Source organism: Ruegeria arenilitoris, from assembly GCF_013032445.1.
GTDB classification, from domain to species: domain Bacteria; phylum Pseudomonadota; class Alphaproteobacteria; order Rhodobacterales; family Rhodobacteraceae; genus Ruegeria; species Ruegeria arenilitoris_F.
Map to the genome: position 1 here is coordinate 1 of NZ_WQCA01000010.1, position 17,064 is coordinate 17,064.

Annotated in this window: 19 protein-coding genes; 9 read left to right on the forward strand and 10 right to left on the reverse strand. The window is 58.7% G+C overall.

The genetic code is table 11. The annotated features are described in order from the left end of the window. Positions 1-168: 168 nt before the first annotated feature. Both GOW98_RS15455 and parC read right to left on the reverse strand, forming a co-directional pair. Positions 169-762, reverse strand: a complete 594-nt coding sequence (locus GOW98_RS15455; RefSeq protein WP_170333658.1) for a hypothetical protein — start codon at positions 760-762, stop codon at positions 169-171. A 97-nt stretch (positions 763-859) separates the two neighbouring features. Continuing rightward, the gene (gene parC / locus GOW98_RS15460) at positions 860-3,208 is read right to left on the reverse strand and encodes a DNA topoisomerase IV subunit A (protein WP_170333660.1); all 2,349 of its coding nucleotides are present in this window, start codon (positions 3,206-3,208) and stop codon (positions 860-862) included. Between the two features lie 200 nt (positions 3,209-3,408). Between parC and GOW98_RS15465 the strand changes: the two genes are divergently transcribed. From GOW98_RS15465 to GOW98_RS15490, 6 genes are all read left to right on the forward strand, one after another. Beyond that, positions 3,409-4,017 carry an SH3 domain-containing protein gene (locus GOW98_RS15465; RefSeq protein WP_254438032.1) on the forward strand — a complete coding sequence of 203 codons (609 nt, stop codon included), beginning with the start codon at positions 3,409-3,411 and terminating at the stop codon, positions 4,015-4,017. Between the two features lie 69 nt (positions 4,018-4,086). Next, on the forward strand, positions 4,087-4,914 hold the full coding sequence (locus GOW98_RS15470; protein WP_170333662.1) for an SDR family NAD(P)-dependent oxidoreductase: 828 nt from the start codon (positions 4,087-4,089) through the stop codon (positions 4,912-4,914). Between the two features lie 80 nt (positions 4,915-4,994). Beyond that, positions 4,995-5,198 (forward strand): twin transmembrane helix small protein, encoded by a 204-nt coding sequence (locus GOW98_RS15475; protein ID WP_170333664.1) that lies wholly within the window; start codon positions 4,995-4,997, stop codon positions 5,196-5,198. Beyond that, a complete protein-coding gene (locus GOW98_RS15480; protein ID WP_170333666.1) occupies positions 5,199-5,771 on the forward strand; it encodes a cob(I)yrinic acid a,c-diamide adenosyltransferase in 573 nt (190 codons plus the stop codon). It begins immediately after the preceding gene. Positions 5,772-5,933: 162 nt separating this feature from the next. Continuing rightward, entirely contained in the window at positions 5,934-6,692 is a 759-nt protein-coding gene (locus GOW98_RS15485; RefSeq protein WP_170328293.1) for an electron transfer flavoprotein subunit beta/FixA family protein, read from the forward strand. After that, entirely contained in the window at positions 6,692-7,621 is a 930-nt protein-coding gene (locus tag GOW98_RS15490) for an electron transfer flavoprotein subunit alpha/FixB family protein (protein WP_170333668.1), read from the forward strand. Before GOW98_RS15485 ends, GOW98_RS15490 begins: the two co-directional genes overlap by 1 nt. 54 nt (positions 7,622-7,675) lie before the next feature. On the opposite strand, the gene GOW98_RS15495 is transcribed toward GOW98_RS15490, so the two are convergent. Beyond that, complete coding sequence (locus tag GOW98_RS15495) at positions 7,676-8,485, reverse strand: DUF6473 family protein (protein WP_254438033.1); 810 nt, start codon at positions 8,483-8,485, stop codon at positions 7,676-7,678. A 163-nt stretch (positions 8,486-8,648) separates the two neighbouring features. Between GOW98_RS15495 and GOW98_RS15500 the strand changes: the two genes are divergently transcribed. After that, a complete protein-coding gene (locus GOW98_RS15500) occupies positions 8,649-9,524 on the forward strand; it encodes a 3-hydroxybutyryl-CoA dehydrogenase (RefSeq protein ID WP_170333673.1) in 876 nt (291 codons plus the stop codon). A gap of 80 nt (positions 9,525-9,604) precedes the next feature. Here GOW98_RS15500 and GOW98_RS15505 read toward each other — a convergent pair whose 3' ends face one another. The 7 genes from GOW98_RS15505 to GOW98_RS15535 form a co-directional block, all read right to left on the reverse strand. Further along, a complete protein-coding gene (locus GOW98_RS15505) occupies positions 9,605-10,468 on the reverse strand; it encodes a lysophospholipid acyltransferase family protein (protein ID WP_437436862.1) in 864 nt (287 codons plus the stop codon). A gap of 75 nt (positions 10,469-10,543) precedes the next feature. Next, on the reverse strand, positions 10,544-10,813 hold the full coding sequence (locus GOW98_RS15510) for an HPr family phosphocarrier protein (protein WP_170328297.1): 270 nt from the start codon (positions 10,811-10,813) through the stop codon (positions 10,544-10,546). 2 nt (positions 10,814-10,815) lie between these two features. Then, positions 10,816-11,223 carry a PTS sugar transporter subunit IIA gene (locus GOW98_RS15515; RefSeq protein ID WP_170333676.1) on the reverse strand — a complete coding sequence of 136 codons (408 nt, stop codon included), beginning with the start codon at positions 11,221-11,223 and terminating at the stop codon, positions 10,816-10,818. Continuing rightward, entirely contained in the window at positions 11,220-12,101 is an 882-nt protein-coding gene (gene rapZ, locus GOW98_RS15520) for an RNase adapter RapZ (protein WP_170333679.1), read from the reverse strand. Before rapZ ends, GOW98_RS15515 begins: the two co-directional genes overlap by 4 nt. After that, complete coding sequence (locus GOW98_RS15525; protein ID WP_170333681.1) at positions 12,098-12,568, reverse strand: HPr kinase/phosphorylase; 471 nt, start codon at positions 12,566-12,568, stop codon at positions 12,098-12,100. Before GOW98_RS15525 ends, rapZ begins: the two co-directional genes overlap by 4 nt. Positions 12,569-12,572: 4 nt before the next feature. Further along, positions 12,573-14,291: an ATP-binding protein gene (locus GOW98_RS15530; RefSeq protein ID WP_170333683.1), complete on the reverse strand. Its 1,719-nt coding sequence runs from the start codon at positions 14,289-14,291 to the stop codon at positions 12,573-12,575. A gap of 32 nt (positions 14,292-14,323) precedes the next feature. Next, positions 14,324-15,028 carry a response regulator transcription factor gene (locus tag GOW98_RS15535; protein WP_170333685.1) on the reverse strand — a complete coding sequence of 235 codons (705 nt, stop codon included), beginning with the start codon at positions 15,026-15,028 and terminating at the stop codon, positions 14,324-14,326. 243 nt (positions 15,029-15,271) lie between these two features. Here GOW98_RS15535 and GOW98_RS26095 point away from each other — a divergent pair, with 243 nt between their 5' ends. Together GOW98_RS26095 and GOW98_RS15540 are read left to right on the forward strand one after the other, a co-directional pair. Continuing rightward, on the forward strand, positions 15,272-15,394 hold the full coding sequence (locus tag GOW98_RS26095) for a hypothetical protein (RefSeq protein WP_302479279.1): 123 nt from the start codon (positions 15,272-15,274) through the stop codon (positions 15,392-15,394). Beyond that, the gene (locus tag GOW98_RS15540; protein WP_170333686.1) at positions 15,375-16,973 is read left to right on the forward strand and encodes a phosphoenolpyruvate carboxykinase; all 1,599 of its coding nucleotides are present in this window, start codon (positions 15,375-15,377) and stop codon (positions 16,971-16,973) included. Before GOW98_RS26095 ends, GOW98_RS15540 begins: the two co-directional genes overlap by 20 nt. Positions 16,974-17,064: the final 91 nt, after the last annotated feature.

The following is a 17,064-nucleotide window of genomic DNA, read 5'->3' on the forward strand; positions in this document are numbered from 1 at the left end:
CAATCGTGCCGATGTTGACGTGCGGTTTTGTACGCTCAAACTTTTCCTTTGCCATTCCTCAGGCGCCCTTTTGCGATTTGGGGGACCCTTGGTCCCGTGGTTACATCTGCGCGCGCGAGATATTTGGTTCAAAGGGGAAAATCAAGCACATCCTGCGTTAAAACCCGTTTAGGATGCCGGATTTTGCGCGACCACGTCGGATTCCAGCGGCTGGATCAGGTCGGGGCGCCTGTCGAACCATCCGTTGTCCTTGTGTTCCTCGGCTAGCCACTCTTCGACCCGGTCAGCAACTTTGAGGGCGAGGCCGCTCATTTGTTCCTCTTTAGTACGCTCGTGACCCGACCCTTTCAGGGCGCTACCACCGGTCGTATCCTCAAGCACCTGGAATTGTTTGCCCTTGGCTAGGAATTCTTTTTCCTTCACGTCGTAGACATTGACCAGAACGATGGCCGTGCTTTTGGGATTGTAGATCACCGGGATGCCCGGAGGGGCCAGCATATAGCCTTCGAGGCTAATGCCGATGTCGTATTCCTGCGCGCCTTCATAGCGACCCAACCGGATATCGACCGCATTCTGGATAGCGGACGTCCATTCGTCTGGAGTGGCGTCCCGCGACACCGGCCCCTGAACCGCCTTGTCGGCAAAGGCATAGTTGACGCGCATTTTAAACTCACCGAGCGACTCAGGTTCTTCGTAAACCTGCGTCTGGGTGCAAGCGCCCATTAGGGCTAGTCCGGTGATCAAGGTCAAAATGCGCAACATGGTCTCTTCTCGATAGGCCTGTTTTTCTTTGATCTAGCGCACCGATGCCACTTGTGCCAAGCCGCATCGGCAGAATTCCACTCTTGAGGGCACGCGATCACGAAAATTTATAGTCGCGCGGGAAGCCGTAGGGCGGTTTTTTCCCAACGCTGGCGCGTTTGGCCAGCCACTGGGACATATCAGCCTCGTGCCGCGTTTTGTCGCCACCCATGGACCATTTCAGGCCCTCTTCCCAGTTGAACGTTGTGATGTCGGACAGGCCGCCGTCCAGTTCCAGTGTCCCCTGGCGCCCGCGCGCCATGTTGTACTTTTGCAAACGCACGCCCTTTCCGCGTGTCATCTCAGGCAAGTCTTCCGTCGGGAAGACAAGGAACTTGCCGTTTTGTGACACCACGGCCACGTGGTCACCCGAAACCGGCTTACAGATCATCGCCGTCTCGTCGCCCTTGACGTTCAGCACCTGTTTGCCATTGCGAGTCTGTGCCAGCACCTCATCCTCGGGCACCATGAAGCCGTTGCCCGCATCCGAGGCTACTAGCAGCTTGCGCCCCGGTTTGTGGATCAGGATGTCGATGATCTGCGCCTCATTCGGCAAGTCGACCATCAGACGCAGCGGTTCGCCCATGCCCCGCCCGCCGGGCAGGTTGGCGGCGCTGACGGTATAGAAACGCCCGTTCGAGGCAAACACCAACAGTCGATCCGTGGTTTCTGCGTGGAAAATGAAACGCGGGCCGTCACCGTCCTTGAACTTGAGCTCACGCTTCAGGTCGATATGACCAGTCATAGCGCGTATCCAGCCCATCTGAGAGCAAACAACCGTGATCGGTTCCTTGTCGATCATCGCTTCAAGCGGAACTTCTTCGACCTGACCTGCCTCGGCAAACTGGGTCCGGCGTGCGCCGCCTTCGTAGTCTTTGCCGAAGGTCTTCTTGGTCTCTTTCAACTGCTCGGCGATCTTGGCCCATTGCAGAGCGGGATCGGCCAGCAGGTCTTCGAGGTTGGCACGTTCTTCCATCAACGCATCGCGTTCACGGACCAGTTCCATCTCTTCGAGACGACGCAAGCTGCGCAAACGCATGTTGAGGATGGCGTCGACCTGCACCTCAGACAGCTCACCCTCACCCGGCTTGGGCGAGACATAGTCGGATTCGTCCGTGGCGCGAACGTGGTCGATGCCCCAATCCTCACGCATCAGCGCGGCTTTGGGATCGTCGTCATAGCGGATGATGTCGATCACGCGGTCGAGGTTCAGGAAGGCAACGATAAAGCCCTCCAAGACCTCCAACCGGTGGTCGATCTTCGCCATGCGGTGGCGCGAGCGGCGCAGCAGCACCTCTTGCCGGTGATCGAGGAAGGCGCGCAGCACCTCCTTCATCGAGCAGACCTTGGGCGTCACACCGTCGATCAGTACGTTCATGTTCAGACTGAACCGTATCTCGAGATCCGAGTTACGGTAGAGCATCCCCATCAGCACCTCGGGATCCACGTTCTTGGAGCGCGGCTCAAGGATCAGGCGGATGTCATCAGCGGATTCGTCGCGCACATCCGCGAGGATCGGGATTTTCTTGGTCTGGATCAGTTCCGCGATCTTTTCGATCAGCTTGGATTTCTGAACCTGATAGGGGATCTCGGTGACCACGATCTGCCACTGGCCGCGGCCCAGATCCTCGACCTCAAACTTACAACGCAAGCGGAACGAGCCGCGCCCGGTGCGATAGGCCTGAGCGATATTCTCGGGCGGTTCAACGATCACGCCACCGGTCGGGAAATCCGGACCGGGGACATAATTCAAAAGCGTGTCGTCGCGCGCATCCGGTGTCTTGATCAGATGCAAACAGGCGTCGCAGAGTTCCGAGATGTTATGCGGCGGGATGTTTGTCGCCATGCCCACCGCAATACCACTGGCGCCGTTGGCCAGCAGGTTCGGGAACTGCGCGGGCAGCACCACAGGCTCGGTCAGCGTGCCGTCGTAGTTATCCCGGAAATCTACGGCGTCTTCGTTCAGCCCCTCAAGCAGCGCCTCGGCCACGATGGTCATCCGCGCCTCGGTGTATCGCGAGGCCGCCGGGTTATCGCCGTCGATATTGCCGAAGTTCCCTTGCCCGTCGACCAGCGGATAGCGGACGTTGAAGTCCTGCGCCAGACGCGCCATCGCGTCGTAAATCGCTGCGTCACCATGCGGGTGATAGTTACCCATCACGTCGCCAGAGATCTTCGCAGATTTCCTGAAACCTCCGGTTGCACTGAGTCGCAGCTCTCTCATCGCATAGAGGATTCGCCGGTGAACCGGTTTCAGACCATCCCTCGCATCCGGCAAAGCCCGGTGCATGATGGTCGACAGCGCATAGGTCAGATAGCGCTCACCAATCGCTCGGCGCAGCGGTTCGGCTACCTCGCCCCCATTTTCGGAGGCCTCCATATTGGGGTCGTCGATCGTATCGTTCATATATGATGTGATACGCCGCAAGAGCGCCTTGGTAAAGCAAGCAGCGCATATTTTGCTGGGGACAAGTGGCGCTTTTTGCAACAGGGGGAGGCAACCTCCCGATTTCCCCCATTTTTCGACTCAGGGTAGAAAGTATGTTACCCTGAACGAATTAGACTGCTGACTATTTGTTGTTTCTTACGATTACCGGGGGATGCGCCATGACGCGCCTAATTGTTATGACTTTCGCTGCACTTGGTTGGTGCTTTTATGTAATCAGCGGCGGGCCGGATTTCGAACCGCGCGGCCTGCGTGCCGAGCAGCCTGTTCGCATTGCTTCTTTACCAACTCCATCTGTCGCCCCTGCCCGAGCCGAAGAGCTTGTGACCAATGTCGCAGCCCGCATTCCGACCGTGCGCATTCAGCCGGAATCAGCAGTGGAAGAGGTGGTCGAGTTTGTAGCGGATGACGCCACCCTCGAATCTTTCTCGACTCTGTCAGTGTTCGAGGATCAAAGCGCCAACATCACGTTGGCCTCGCTTGAGGACGGCGTAGTCGGTCTGACCCAGATCACCGAAGACGTGCAAGACGATGCATCAGAAACTTCCGTCCTGCCCGAGCCCGAAAAGGACATTCGCGAAATCTCGGGCACTCGCGTGAACATGCGCGATGGGCCAGGTACGATCTACCCGATCATCGGTAAGGCCACCATTGGCCAGAAGGTCGAGGTACTGAGCGAGTCCGGTACGGGTTGGCTGCGTCTGCGCGTGTTGCCACAGCAACAGGTTGGATGGATTTCTGCCTCGCTGGTACGAAAAACCCAGAACTGACGCCCTCTCGTCATTGTCCTGCCCCGAACCTCGCAATAGCTATTGTTCAGGTTCTGTGTCAGGAAAATCATGAAAAAGACCATTCTCATCACCGGCTGCTCCTCGGGCATTGGTTTGGATGCGGCCCATGGGATGCGCGCGCGCGGGTGGCGGGTGTTTGCCTCGTGTCGCCAACAGCGGGATTGCGACCGGCTGCGGGCGCAGGGGTTCGAAAGCCCGCGCATCGATTACACTGATGCAGATAGCATTGCATCGGGTCTGTCCGAGGTGCTTGAGGCCACGGGCGGAACGCTGGACGCACTGTTCAACAACGGCGCGCATGGCCTGCCCGGCTTGGTCGAGGATCTGCCAACAGACGGTCTGCGCGCGATTTTCGAGGCCAACTTCTTTGGCTGGCACGAACTGACCCGGCAGGTGATTCCAGTCATGCGAGCGCAGGGGCATGGACGAATCGTTCAGAACTCCTCGGTTTTGGGTTTGGTTGCCATTCCGTGGCGCGGCGCGTACGTGGCGACAAAATACGCTATCGAAGGGTTAACAGACACACTGCGCTTGGAACTGGCCGACACCGACATCAAGGTCATCCTTATCGAACCCGGCCCGATCACCTCGAAAATCCGGGAAAACTCGATCCCGTTTTTCGAGCGCTTCATCAACTGGGAAAACTCGGCCCTCCGGGAACGGTACGAGGCATCCCTGTTGAAAAGACTGTACGAATCGTCGGGGCCCGACCGATTCGAGTTGCCCGCCTCGGCGGTGACCGACAAGCTTGCCCATGCGGTCGGATCGAAACGCCCCCGGGCGCGGTACTATGTGACAACGCCCACCTATATCGCCGGATACCTGCGGCGTCTCCTACCAACCCGCACCATCGACCGCATCCTCTCGGACGTCTGAGGCGAAATTAACCGTTCGCTTTTCGGCCTTGTGGGTCTAGATGATAGACCAATGAAACAAGAAACGCGGACGGTGCACCCATGGACCTTTTGATGGTCATTTTGCTGTTGGCAATGGCGGCGGTGGTCGTTGTGCTGGCGATTGGCATCTCGAACTTCGGCAAAAGCGGCAAAAGTGCCGCAATGAAAAGCAACAGAATGATGCAGTTGCGCATCCTGTTTCAGTTCATTGCCGTGGTGCTGATCGTGCTCTACGTCTGGCTGCGTGGACAAGGAGCACAGTAAATGGTCGTTCTGAACAAGATTTACACCCGCACAGGCGATGACGGGAAGACAGCGCTTGGCAATGGTGAACGGGTTGCCAAATACTCGGGCCGCGTGGCCGCCTATGGCACAGTGGACGAGCTGAACGCCTTTGTCGGCGTGGCCCGCACCGAGGCCGAGGGCGAAGTTGACGCCGCCCTGTCGCGCATTCAGAACGACCTGTTCGATCTGGGTGCCGACTTCTGCCGCCCCGAGATGGAAAAGGACGCCGAGGCAGACTATCCGCCTCTGCGCGTAGTTGCCTCTCAGATCGACCGGCTTGAGGCTGAAATCGACGCCATGAACGAATCACTGGAACCGCTGCGCAGCTTCATCCTGCCCGGTGGGTCGAAGCTGGCAGCGCAACTGCACGTGTGCCGGACTGTCTCGCGTCGGGCTGAGCGGCTGGCGGTGGAACTGACCAACATGGAACCGGTAAACGAAGCTGCGGTGAAATACCTCAACCGCCTTAGCGACTGGTTCTTTGTGGCCGCGCGCTGCGCCAACGAAAACGGCACGCAGGACGTGCTCTGGATCCCCGGCGCGAACCGTTAAGTTTCGGGCCGCAACGTCAAAAAACACGAAACGCGACGTCCCAAGCCCATGACGTGACGATTTTGCTCTGTTGCGCGGCGAATTCAGACGTTATTCAAACGTCCGAGAGCATTGGTGGAGTCGCAACGCGGCTTACCGTTTTTTGTGAGGAGCAAGCGCAAAATGAAGGTACTCGTGCCTGTCAAACGCGTGATTGACTATAACGTTAAAGTTCGCGTGAAAGCGGACGGTAGCGGTGTTGATCTCGCCAATGTCAAAATGTCGATGAACCCGTTCGACGAGATTGCGGTGGAAGAAGCGATCCGCCTGAAAGAAGCAGGCAAGGCTGACGAAGTTGTTGCCGTTTCGATCGGCGTCAAGCAGGCGCAGGAAACGCTGCGGACTGCGCTGGCCATGGGCGCCGACCGCGCAATTCTGGTTGTTGCTGCGGATGACGTGCACACTGATATCGAACCTCTGGCCGTTGCCAAGATCCTGGCCAAAGTGGTCGAGGAAGAGCAGCCGGGCATCGTTCTGGCGGGCAAGCAGGCGATCGACAACGACATGAACGCCACCGGTCAGATGCTGTCGGCCCTGCTGGGCTGGAGCCAAGGCACCTTCGCGTCCGAGCTGGACATCGAAGGCGACAGTGCCAAGATCACCCGTGAGGTCGACGGCGGCCTGCAGACCATCAGCGTCAAGATGCCGACCATCGTGACCGTTGACCTGCGCCTGAACGAGCCGCGCTATGCGTCGCTGCCGAACATTATGAAGGCGAAGAAAAAGCCGCTGGATGAGAAGACCGCCGCCGATTACGGCGTCGACGTCACTCCGCGTCTGGAGATTGTCAAAACCGAAGAGCCGCCGGCACGTGCCGCTGGTATCGTCGTGGGCTCGGTCGACGAGCTGGTCGAGAAACTCAAAGAAGCGGGGGCTGTGTAATGGCTGTTCTTCTTCTCGCTGAAGTCAACAATGGTGAGCTGTCGCTGGACGCCACCGCCAAGGCTGTCAACGCCGCAAAAGCTCTGGGTGATGTGACCGTTCTGGCCGCAGGTGGCTCCGCCGCTGCTGCCGGTGAGGCCGCTGCCAAGATCGACGGCGTATCCAAGGTTCTGGTTGCAGAAGACGCCTCGCTGGGTCACCGCCTAGCGGAATCGACCGCAGCCCTGATCGTGTCGCTGGCCGATGGCTTTGAGCATATCGTTGCCCCTGCGACCACCGACGCCAAGAACGTGATGCCGCGCGTTGCCGCGCTGCTGGACGTGATGGTGATCTCGGATGCGTCCGGCGTGGTTGACGGCTCGACCTTCGAGCGTCCGATCTATGCGGGCAACGCGATCCAGACCGTAAAGTCGAACGACGCCAAGAAGGTTGTCACCCTGCGGACCGCCAGCTTTGACGCGGCGGGCGAAGGCGGCTCGGCCCCGGTTGAAACCGTTTCGGTTCCGGGCTCCGAAGGTCTGTCGTCGTGGGTCGAGGACAAGGTTGCCGAAAGCGACCGTCCGGAACTGACCTCGGCTGGCGTTGTTGTCTCGGGCGGCCGTGGTGTCGGCTCGGAAGAGGACTTCAAACTGATCGAAACTCTGGCAGACAAGCTGGGCGCCGCTGTTGGCGCGTCGCGTGCTGCGGTTGACTCGGGCTATGCGCCGAACGACTGGCAGGTGGGTCAGACCGGTAAGGTAGTTGCGCCTGACCTGTATGTCGCTGTCGGCATCTCGGGCGCGATTCAGCATCTGGCCGGCATGAAGGACTCGAAGGTCATCGTCGCGATCAACAAAGACGAAGAAGCGCCGATCTTCCAGGTCGCCGACTTCGGTCTGGTTGCCGACCTGTTCCAGGCCGTGCCGGAACTCACCGAGAAACTCGGCTGAGCCTAGTCGCTTACTTGAAGAACCTTATAAGGCCCGCCAACTGGTGGGCCTTTTTCACTTCAGGTTCCGTATGGGACCAACCAGCGCAGCGGCAATGGCCTTATGCGCAGCCGGACCGATAATATGCTCGGCCATCGGCTGTTGCAGGGTACCGAACAGCATATCCTCAAGCTCATCAGATTGACCGGACACATTGGCCGCAACCTCGACAAAATCGGCGGTGTACGGCCGGACGGCCTCTATCATTTCGGCCGTAACTGTGACCGGCACCCTCTGACTGTCGTTGTCCTGCATGACGCAAAGGCCCAGAAGAACGACCGGTGTCTCAAGCCTGCCCAGCAGATCGCTGACTTTTCGAACCCAGTTACGGCGCAACTCTTCGGCCACAACCTCGAAACGCGCGTCCGGATAACCCTGCAGAAGGTGCATCAGGTGGCAAACGAAATGGACATCAGCAAAATCCACCTCGGGGTACAGATCGATTAGATCCGGCGTTGGGGCCAGAACCCGGTCATTACGCCGGGGGTGGACGCGATAGAAGTGATTCGACTGGCTCAGGACACCCGGGGCCTGCAGAATACACAGCTCTGCCCCGTTCAGCAGTGAGAGCAGCCCCGCGTCGCCGCAGAGCGCGTCCAGCCCGCAGAACAGACTGCCCAGATTCAGACACCGCCGGTCCAGCCGGTCTTCGAGAATCGCCGCAAAGGGGCGTTCGACAAACCGGCCATAGGTTTCATCCCCGCCGGCGCAGACCATGTAAGCCGTGTCCAACGACCGTTCCGGCCCGCGAAACCAAAGACGCGATACTCCGTATTGGCATCCGTCATGCCCGGCCCCCGCCGAGCCTGTTTGATGATAGCTCATAACACTCACCCATTTTTCACCCGATTGCCATCTTGCAGCCCCATGTCTTTAGAAAGTGCTAATGTGCGCATTTGAAGCAAATTGGATGGGTTCGATCCCCTTGCCGCCCCTACCAATCTGCCGGTACTGTCCTCTCAATCCCGAGATACAGAGGCCTCAGAACATGGATGTAAAATCAGTCGGAGTAATCGGCGCGGGCCAGATGGGTAATGGTATCGCCCATGTTCTGGCGCTGGCGGACTATGATGTTCTGCTCACCGATGTGAACCAGGACGCGCTGGATGCCGCCGTGGCCACGATCGAAGGCAATTTGGCGCGTCAGGCCTCGCGCGGGAAAATCACGGATGACGCAATGCAGGCCGCGATGGGGCGGATCAAGACGACGCTGCAGCTTCCGGAATTGGGTCAGACGGATCTGGTGATCGAAGCCGCCACCGAGCGTGAGACGATCAAACAGGCTATTTTCGAGGACCTGCAGCCGCATCTGAAGCCGCATACGATTCTAACCTCGAACACATCGTCCATCTCGATTACACGTCTGGCCAGCCGTACGGACCGGCCGGAAAAATTCATGGGGTTCCACTTCATGAATCCGGTGCCGGTGATGCAACTGGTTGAGCTGATCCGCGGCATTGCCACGGATGAAGAGACATTTGGAACCTGCAAGGCTGTGGTGGACCGTCTGGGCAAGACCTCTGCCAGCGCCGAGGATTTCCCTGCCTTTATCGTGAACCGCATCCTGATGCCGATGATCAACGAGGCGGTCTATACTCTGTATGAAGGTGTTGGAAACGTGCAGTCCATCGACCAGTCGATGAAGCTGGGCGCAAACCACCCGATGGGGCCGCTGGAACTGGCGGATTTCATCGGGTTGGACACCTGTCTGGCGATCATGAACGTGTTGCATGACGGGTTGGCCGACACCAAGTATCGCCCTTGCCCGTTGCTAACCAAATACGTCGAAGCCGGGTGGCTGGGCCGCAAAACCGAACGCGGGTTCTATGATTACAGGGGCGAGGTTCCGGTTCCAACGCGCTGAGGCAGAGGGGGCCAGCCCCCTCGCCCGGACGCCATCCGGGCTCAACCCCAAGAATATTTTTAGCCAGATGAAGGCGCGGATCAGCGTTTGAGCGACTGCCCCAATGACATCGTGTGCTTTCTGAGCCATGCCATGAACCCGCGCGGGTCGCGTTCCAACAGCTGCATATCCTCGTCCGAAATCGGCTCACCGATCACCGGGGATTGCGGTTTGTTGCAGGAGCGCACGATTTCATGCAGCAAAAGCCCCTGCCGCAGGATCGGAGACAGTTTGTTGGCGATCTGATAGGCACGCGAGTTACTGCCGGGGAAGAAGATCGGCACCACTCGGGCTCCGGACCGGCGGATCATCTTGGCGGTGAACACGTTCCATTCGCGTTCCTGCGCCGGGCCGAACCAGTCGTCCGAAGACATCACTACACCCGATGGGAAAAGGGCCACAACGCCGCCCTCTTTCAGGTGATCCATCGCCTTGCCGCGCATTTCCAGCATCTTGGACTGCGCCTCGGGGTCATGCGGGAACGGCACCGGGATCATGAAAGAGGTGGCCGCTTCGTCCAACCCCGTCAAAACCGAGCGGGTCAGGATGCGATAATCGCTGCGCACCTGACCGATCAACTCGGCCAAAATCATGCCGTCGACCATCCCGTGGGGATGGTTGGCGACCACGACCACGGGGCCTTCTTTCGGGATGTGTGCAAACTGGTCTTGCGGCGTCGTCAGGTTAATCCCCATGACCTTTAGCGCGCCGCCCCAGAACCGCTGGCCGCGATAGTATTCGTTTTGTTTCTCGAACTTGTTGACCATGCGCAGGATGGTCAGCTTGCCGGTGCACCATTCGATGGCACGAATAATGGTCGAGGTCCAGGCATCGTCGAACGAGTTGGCGTAGGTCAGGGTTCTACGATCGTAGATTTCGCCCTGGTCCGCTGTCCCATCCACCATCGGGCCTGTCTTGGTCTCGTGCGTCGTTTCCGCCAATTCCTGGTCTTCCCGTTTTTCGTATCGCGGCTGGTCTGGTCAGAACCCTTCCCCGAACTTGTCGTTCACCAGGGTTTCCAATGCATCAGCCAACGCCTCAGCATCCGGTCCGGACGTCTCGACGTCAATAGTCGTTCCGCGCGAGGCTGCCAACATCAAAAGGCCCATAATACTGTCGCCCGATGCAGAAAAGCCGTCCTTGGAAACCTCGGCTTGCGCGTCAAAGCCCTCGACCACCTCAACCAGCTTGGCCGAGGCACGGGCGTGCAAACCTTTTTCGTTAATGATTTTCAAGCTTCGATTGGTCATTCTTAATCAATCCGGTCTTCTTGTAATGTCACATTTTGCGCATTGATATATTTGCGTCCAGCCTCCATCGCCTGCCGCACGGCATCGGCGATAGGCAGGTGGCGGGTTTTAGCCAGTTTAATCAACATAGGCAGATTTGCACCGTAAAGGATACGTCGATCCTGCGGCGCGCAGGCCCGCAGGCTCAGATTCGATGGGCTGCCTCCGAACAGGTCGGTCACGACAACCACGCCATCCCCGGCATCAACACTGTCGGCGGCAGCGCAAATCTCGGCCTGCTTGGCCTCGCGGTCGTGATCGGGCTCGATCGAAATCGCGGCCAGGCCGGGTTGCTTTCCGACCACATGCTGCATGGCGGCCAGATATTCCTGAGCCAGCCCACCATGTGCTACGAGTACAATCCCGATCAATCCGGCCTCACATTCAATGATCGTCGTTCCATTTCGCGGTGCCTAATTGCCACTTGCTGCCCCTCTTCTGCAAGGGCCTTTGCGACCGCTTCGGCGATAGCGACCGATCTGTGTTGCCCTCCGGTACATCCAAAGGCCACGGACAGGTGCGCTTTGCCTTCGGCCCGGAAGGTCGGCAGCAATAGTTTCAGCAGGTCTACTACCCGGTCGAAAAACGGCGCGTAGTTTGTATCCGACTGAACATAGTGCGCCACGTCAGGGTTTCGACCGTCTTCTGCCCGCAACTCAGGTCGCCAGTAGGGATTGGCCAGAAACCGGCAGTCGAAAACCATGTCCAGCCCGCGCGGCAGACCGCGTTTATAGGAAAATGACTCGATGGATACCGCCAGGTGCCGTCCGTCCTTCGGAGCGAACCAGCGCTCGACCTCTTCGCGCAGTTGGTGGACGTTCAAGGGGCTGGTGTCGATCAGGATGTCGGCGATTTCGCGGATCGGGGCCAACAGCTCTTTTTCCTGTCGCACACCTGTTTCCGGGCTGGCATCGGTCGCAACCGGGTGTCGACGACGCGTTTCCGAAAACCGCCGCAGCAATACTTCGTCGCTGCAATCCAGGTAAAGAGTCGTTAGATCGACTTGCTCCATCCGGCGCAGCCTGACGGCCAGTTCGATAAAGCCGGTGGTCGAGAAGTCTCGGTTACGGGCGTCGATGCCCAGCGCCATCGGGCGATCACTTTGCGGGCCTTCAAGCAAGCGCATCAAAAGACCCATCGGCAGATTGTCGATCGCCTCAAAGCCCAAATCCTCAAGGACACGGATCGCCGTCGAGCGGCCCGCGCCCGAAGGGCCAGTCACAAGGACGATGCGGCGTTGCGTTGTCATGTGTTGGGCCATTCCGGGTCCACGCGCCCTATTTTCAACAATTGCACTAGTGCTGCAGCCAAATTGGGTGTGTCCGCCGCGCGAAGCAAGGGAACAGTTTGCCTCAGAACCACAGCTGTGATCGGCTCGGGCAGTCGCTCCGGTTCGCTCTGGTCAAGATCCACCACGTAGCAAACTGGCGTCGCCCCCACAGTCTGCGCGCGAAGCAAACCGATGCCGCGCGCCTCGATCAAACCGCGAAGGTTCGGGGCAGCAGCAGCCATAGCCCTTTCGCCGACCATTCGCAGAGCTACCCGGTCATCACCAACCAACTCCGCTCCCAGCGCTAGCATCTGCAACGCCAGCGCCGACTTCCCTGCCCCTGAACGCCCCAAGATCAACGCGCCACGTCCTTCGACGGCAACACATGTCGCGTGCAGAATGGCGGCGTCCTGTTTCTGAATGTCCAAGAGGGTCCGGCCGCTCATGTGCTTATACAGGTAGCCCCACGACGAAACGCGCACCTTGCGGGTCCGACGTGATATCCGCCTCGGTCGGGCGGATATTCTCGGCCCAGATCACACCGCCATGCGCCTCGACGATCTGCTTCGAAATCGCCAGGCCGAGACCCGAGTTATTTCCGAAGTGTTCGGCTGGGCGTTGCGAGTAAAACCGTTTGAAGATTTTAGTCAGTGCCTGCTCTGGAATCCCCGGGCCGGTGTCCTCAACGACGATCAAGACACGGTTTTCGCGCCGCCGTACCCAGAGCCGGATGGCATCGCTTTCCTCGCAGAAAGAGATCGCGTTGGTGATCAGGTTGACGAAAACCTGTGCCAGACGCGCCTCCAGCCCGTTGATTGTGATCGGTTGATCGGGCAGGTCAGTAATATAATCGATGCCTTTTGAACGCGCATCTTCACCCAGAAACTGGCTGATGTTGTCCAACAGTTTGAGCAGATCGAAAGGCTGCTCCTCTTCCTTGACCAGTTCCGCATCAAGACGGGACGCGTTGGAAATATCGCTGACCAAACGGTCCAGCCGACGCACATCATGTTCGATGACGCCCAACAGCTTTTCTCGCTGATCGTCGCGCTTGACCATTCGCAGAGTACCCACCGCCGATTGCAGACTGGCCAAGGGGTTTTTAATCTCATGCGCCACATCCGCAGCAAACTGTTCGTTGGCGTCTATGCGGCTGTACAGAGCTGTCACCATGCCCCGCAACGCACGGCTGAGGCCTCCGATCTCGTCCGGGCGCGCACTAAGGTCAGGAATGCGAATGCGACCCGGATTGACCCCTGCGCCGCGATCCTTGCCCATTTCAGCGGCTGCAGCCAGGTCGGCCAAGGGGTTGGCGATGGTCGAGGCCAGAACAAGGCTAAGCCCGATGGACACCAGCAGGGCCACGACAAACATCTGAAGAATGCGTTCCTGCTCACGCCGGGCCAGGGCGTCGATCTCTCCGGCTGGGCCAGCCATGGCCACTGCACCAACTGTCTCTCCAGCCAGCAAGATTGGGACCGCGCTAACGATAACGGTCAGCCCCTGATCATCCTGCACCGCCTGCACCTGCATTTGGCCCTGAAGTGCATAGGGAATGATCTCCTGCACTCTTTGCGCAAGGGTCGGCGCATCATTAAGTTCGCGCCCGGCAAAGACCCGGGACAACCCGGTCCAGACCGCGTTGAGCGCGTCACTTATAAGCGTACTGCCAGTCTCAACTTCAGCCTCAGATTCAAGGAGAACTGACATCTCGGACGATGACGGTGCGCCCCGCGTCCAACCGATCAGGGTTCCACCGCCGTCGTAAACAAAAACCTCACCCCCGTCAGGAAGGCTGAGGCCTGCAAGCGTATCCTTCACGTCCAACGCAGCAGTGTCCTGAGAGCCCGCAGCCTGTTTTTGACGCAGCTGGGCCTCGAACACGTTGCTGACCAGTTGGGCGTCACCGATCAAGTTCCGCGCGGTCTGCTGAACCTGCTCTTCCCTGGAATCGTCAAGATACAGCAACCCAGTGACAAGGATGGTTAACGCGATCAGGTTGAAGGTAATGATCCTGCGCGCCAGTGGCGAGCCACGCAGTGAAAACAGGTTGCGGTGGCGGCGCGAGGCCCGCAACTCGGCAGAATCCGAGTCTTGCGGGATGACCCAATCATCCCCCAAGACGACATCGCCGTCCCGCAACTCGATCACTTGTTCCGTATCGCGCACCAGAACCGGTTACCCTTTTTCAGCGGTCACGCTTATTCTTCGTTATACCTGTATCCGATGCCGTACAACGTCTCGATTGCCGAAAACTCGGAATCTGCCGCGCGCATCTTTTTACGCAGGCGCTTGATGTGGCTATCGATGGTTCGGTCATCCACATAGACCTGATCGTCATAGGCGACGTCCATCAACTGGTCGCGGCTTTTGACGAAACCCGGTCGCTGCGCCAGAGCTTGAAGTAGCAAAAACTCTGTCACTGTCAACGAGACGTCGGCGCCCTTCCAACTAACGGCATGGCGCAAAGGATCCATCCGCAGGTCGCCCCGCTCCATCACCTTGGTGTCGCCCGTATTGGCATTTGTGATATCGCCCGAGGTCGCCTCTTGCCGACGCAGCAGCGCACGGATGCGTTCAACCAGCAATCGCTGAGAGAAGGGCTTTTTTACATAGTCATCCGCGCCCATGCGCAGACCCAACACCTCATCGATCTCATCATCTTTTGAGGTTAGGAAAATCACCGGCATTTGAGTTTTCTGCCGCAAACGCTGCAGTAAATCCATGCCATCCATGCGTGGCATCTTGATATCCAGCACGGCCATATCGGGCAGTTTTTTATTGAATGCATCCAGGGCAGCCTGCCCGTCGTTGTAAGTTTCAACCTCGAAACCTTCGGCTTCGAGCGTCATGGATACGGACGTCAAAATGTTTCTGTCGTCATCCACAAGTGCAATCTTTGACATCGGGTTCACCCCTATTCCTGCTCACCTACGCAATAATACGCTTTTTTGTAAGACATTGTTGGCGGTTTTGATGCGCCGAATCAATCCGTAACTGCGAATCGTGCCATTGTTGCGGCAGGGATGCGGCAAAATTGCCTTGCTGCCCGCAAATTGTTGCCCGTATTTCCAACAGGAAATCCTTGGTGGCGCTAAACTTGTACTTGGTTGCGCTAACTGCGTTAAACCGTCCTGTTCATGCCCTAAATGACCGTGATAAGACGCGCCCAGCCGCCGGACTTTCCCGGCACACTGCCCCAAGAGCGCACGTGGCCCAACCGCCGCCGCGCCGCCACAGGAGAAGATACACATGACATCTGGACGGGTTAACCCGCAATTCCGCCTCGAAGATCAGGGCATCGAGGGTCTGGGAAATGTCTATTACAACTTCATGGAACCAGCGCTGATCGAAGAGGCGCTGAAGCGCGGCGAAGGCACACTTGGCAATGGCGGGGCCTTTCTGGTCACCACCGGCAAGTTCACCGGTCGCTCGCCCAAGGACAAGCACGTCGTCAAAACCGACAGCGTCGCCGACACCATCTGGTGGGAAAACAACGCCGCGATGAGCCCCGAGGGCTTTGACGCGCTGTACGAAGACATGCTGGCCCATATGAAAGGCCGCGACTATTTCGTACAGGACCTCGTCGGCGGCGCGGACCCGGCCTATTCGATCAACGTGCGCATGGTCACCGAGCTGGCCTGGCACAACCTGTTCATCCGCCACCTGCTGCGCCGTCCGGATCGCGAGGACCTGAACGAGTTCATCGCGGACTTCACCATCATCAATTGCCCCAGCTTCAAAGCCGACCCGGCCAAGCACAACTGCCGCAGTGAAACCGTGATCGCGCTGAACTTTGACCGCAAGATGATCCTGATCGGTGGCACCGAATACGCGGGCGAGAACAAGAAATCCGTGTTCACACTGCTGAACTACATGCTGCCGGAAAAGGGCGTGATGCCGATGCACTGCTCGGCCAACCACGCCGTTGGCAACCCGGTCGATACCGCCGTATTCTTTGGCCTGTCGGGCACCGGCAAGACCACCCTTTCAGCCGATCCGTCGCGCATCCTGATCGGTGATGACGAACATGGCTGGTCGGATCGCGGCACCTTCAACTTCGAAGGCGGCTGCTACGCCAAGACGATCAACCTGAACGCCGAAGCCGAGCCGGAGATCTATGCGACGACCAGCAAGTTCGGCACAGTGATCGAGAACATGGTCTTCGATCCCGAAACCAAGGAACTGGATTTCGACGACGACTCGCTGACGGCGAACATGCGCTGCGCCTACCCGCTCGAGTATATCTCGAACGCCTCCAGCAGCGCTTTGGGCGGTCACCCCAAGAACATCATCATGCTGACCTGCGACGCGTTCGGTGTTCTGCCTCCGATCGCGCGGCTGACCCCGGCGCAGGCGATGTACCACTTCCTGTCCGGCTTCACCTCGAAAGTGGCCGGGACCGAGCGTGGCATCACCGAGCCGCAGCCGACCTTCTCGACCTGCTTCGGCGCGCCGTTCATGCCGCGTCGCCCCGAGGCGTATGGCAACCTGCTGCGGGACAAGATCGCCCAGCACGGCGCAACCTGCTGGCTGGTAAACACCGGTTGGACCGGCGGCGCCTATGGCGTTGGCTCGCGGATGCCGATCAAGGCCACCCGTGCCTTGCTGACCGCAGCGCTGGACGGTTCGCTACGTGACGCCGAGTTCCGCAAGGACGCCAATTTCGGCTTTGACGTGCCGGTTTCAGTGCCCGGCGTGGCCGAGGTTCTGCTGGACCCGCGCCGCACCTGGGACGATCAGGTCGCCTTCGACAAACAGGCCGAAAAGCTGGTGCAGATGTTCGCCGAGAACTTCGAACAGTACCTGCCCTTCATCGACGAAGACATCAAAGCCGTCGCTATCGGCTAAGCGGAAAAAAAGGGGGCGGTTTCGCCCCCTTTTCTTTTCGGGTGCCTCACCGCGATAGGATCACCTCAAGGTTGTATTGCGCACAGCTCGG

Bases quoted from the DNA above. Each gene is read 5' to 3' on its own strand.
- GOW98_RS15455 (WP_170333658.1), bottom strand. From the start codon at position 762: ATGTTGCGCATTTTGACCTTGATCACCGGACTAGCCCTAATGGGCGCT.
- GOW98_RS15470 (WP_170333662.1), top strand. From the start codon at position 4,087: ATGAAAAAGACCATTCTCATCACCGGCTGCTCCTCGGGCATTGGTTTG.
- GOW98_RS15480 (WP_170333666.1), top strand. From the start codon at position 5,199: ATGGTCGTTCTGAACAAGATTTACACCCGCACAGGCGATGACGGGAAG.
- GOW98_RS15485 (WP_170328293.1), top strand. From the start codon at position 5,934: ATGAAGGTACTCGTGCCTGTCAAACGCGTGATTGACTATAACGTTAAA.
- GOW98_RS15465 (WP_254438032.1), top strand. From the start codon at position 3,409: ATGACGCGCCTAATTGTTATGACTTTCGCTGCACTTGGTTGGTGCTTT.
- GOW98_RS15500 (WP_170333673.1), top strand. From the start codon at position 8,649: ATGGATGTAAAATCAGTCGGAGTAATCGGCGCGGGCCAGATGGGTAAT.
- GOW98_RS15495 (WP_254438033.1), bottom strand. From the start codon at position 8,485: ATGAGCTATCATCAAACAGGCTCGGCGGGGGCCGGGCATGACGGATGC.
- GOW98_RS15525 (WP_170333681.1), bottom strand. From the start codon at position 12,568: ATGAGCGGCCGGACCCTCTTGGACATTCAGAAACAGGACGCCGCCATT.
- rapZ (WP_170333679.1), bottom strand. From the start codon at position 12,101: ATGACAACGCAACGCCGCATCGTCCTTGTGACTGGCCCTTCGGGCGCG.
- GOW98_RS15505 (WP_437436862.1), bottom strand. From the start codon at position 10,468: ATGGTGGATGGGACAGCGGACCAGGGCGAAATCTACGATCGTAGAACC.
- parC (WP_170333660.1), bottom strand. From the start codon at position 3,208: ATGAACGATACGATCGACGACCCCAATATGGAGGCCTCCGAAAATGGG.
- GOW98_RS15510 (WP_170328297.1), bottom strand. From the start codon at position 10,813: ATGACCAATCGAAGCTTGAAAATCATTAACGAAAAAGGTTTGCACGCC.
- GOW98_RS15475 (WP_170333664.1), top strand. From the start codon at position 4,995: ATGGACCTTTTGATGGTCATTTTGCTGTTGGCAATGGCGGCGGTGGTC.
- GOW98_RS15535 (WP_170333685.1), bottom strand. From the start codon at position 15,028: ATGTCAAAGATTGCACTTGTGGATGACGACAGAAACATTTTGACGTCC.
- GOW98_RS26095 (WP_302479279.1), top strand. From the start codon at position 15,272: ATGACCGTGATAAGACGCGCCCAGCCGCCGGACTTTCCCGGCACACTG.
- GOW98_RS15540 (WP_170333686.1), top strand. From the start codon at position 15,375: ATGACATCTGGACGGGTTAACCCGCAATTCCGCCTCGAAGATCAGGGC.
- GOW98_RS15490 (WP_170333668.1), top strand. From the start codon at position 6,692: ATGGCTGTTCTTCTTCTCGCTGAAGTCAACAATGGTGAGCTGTCGCTG.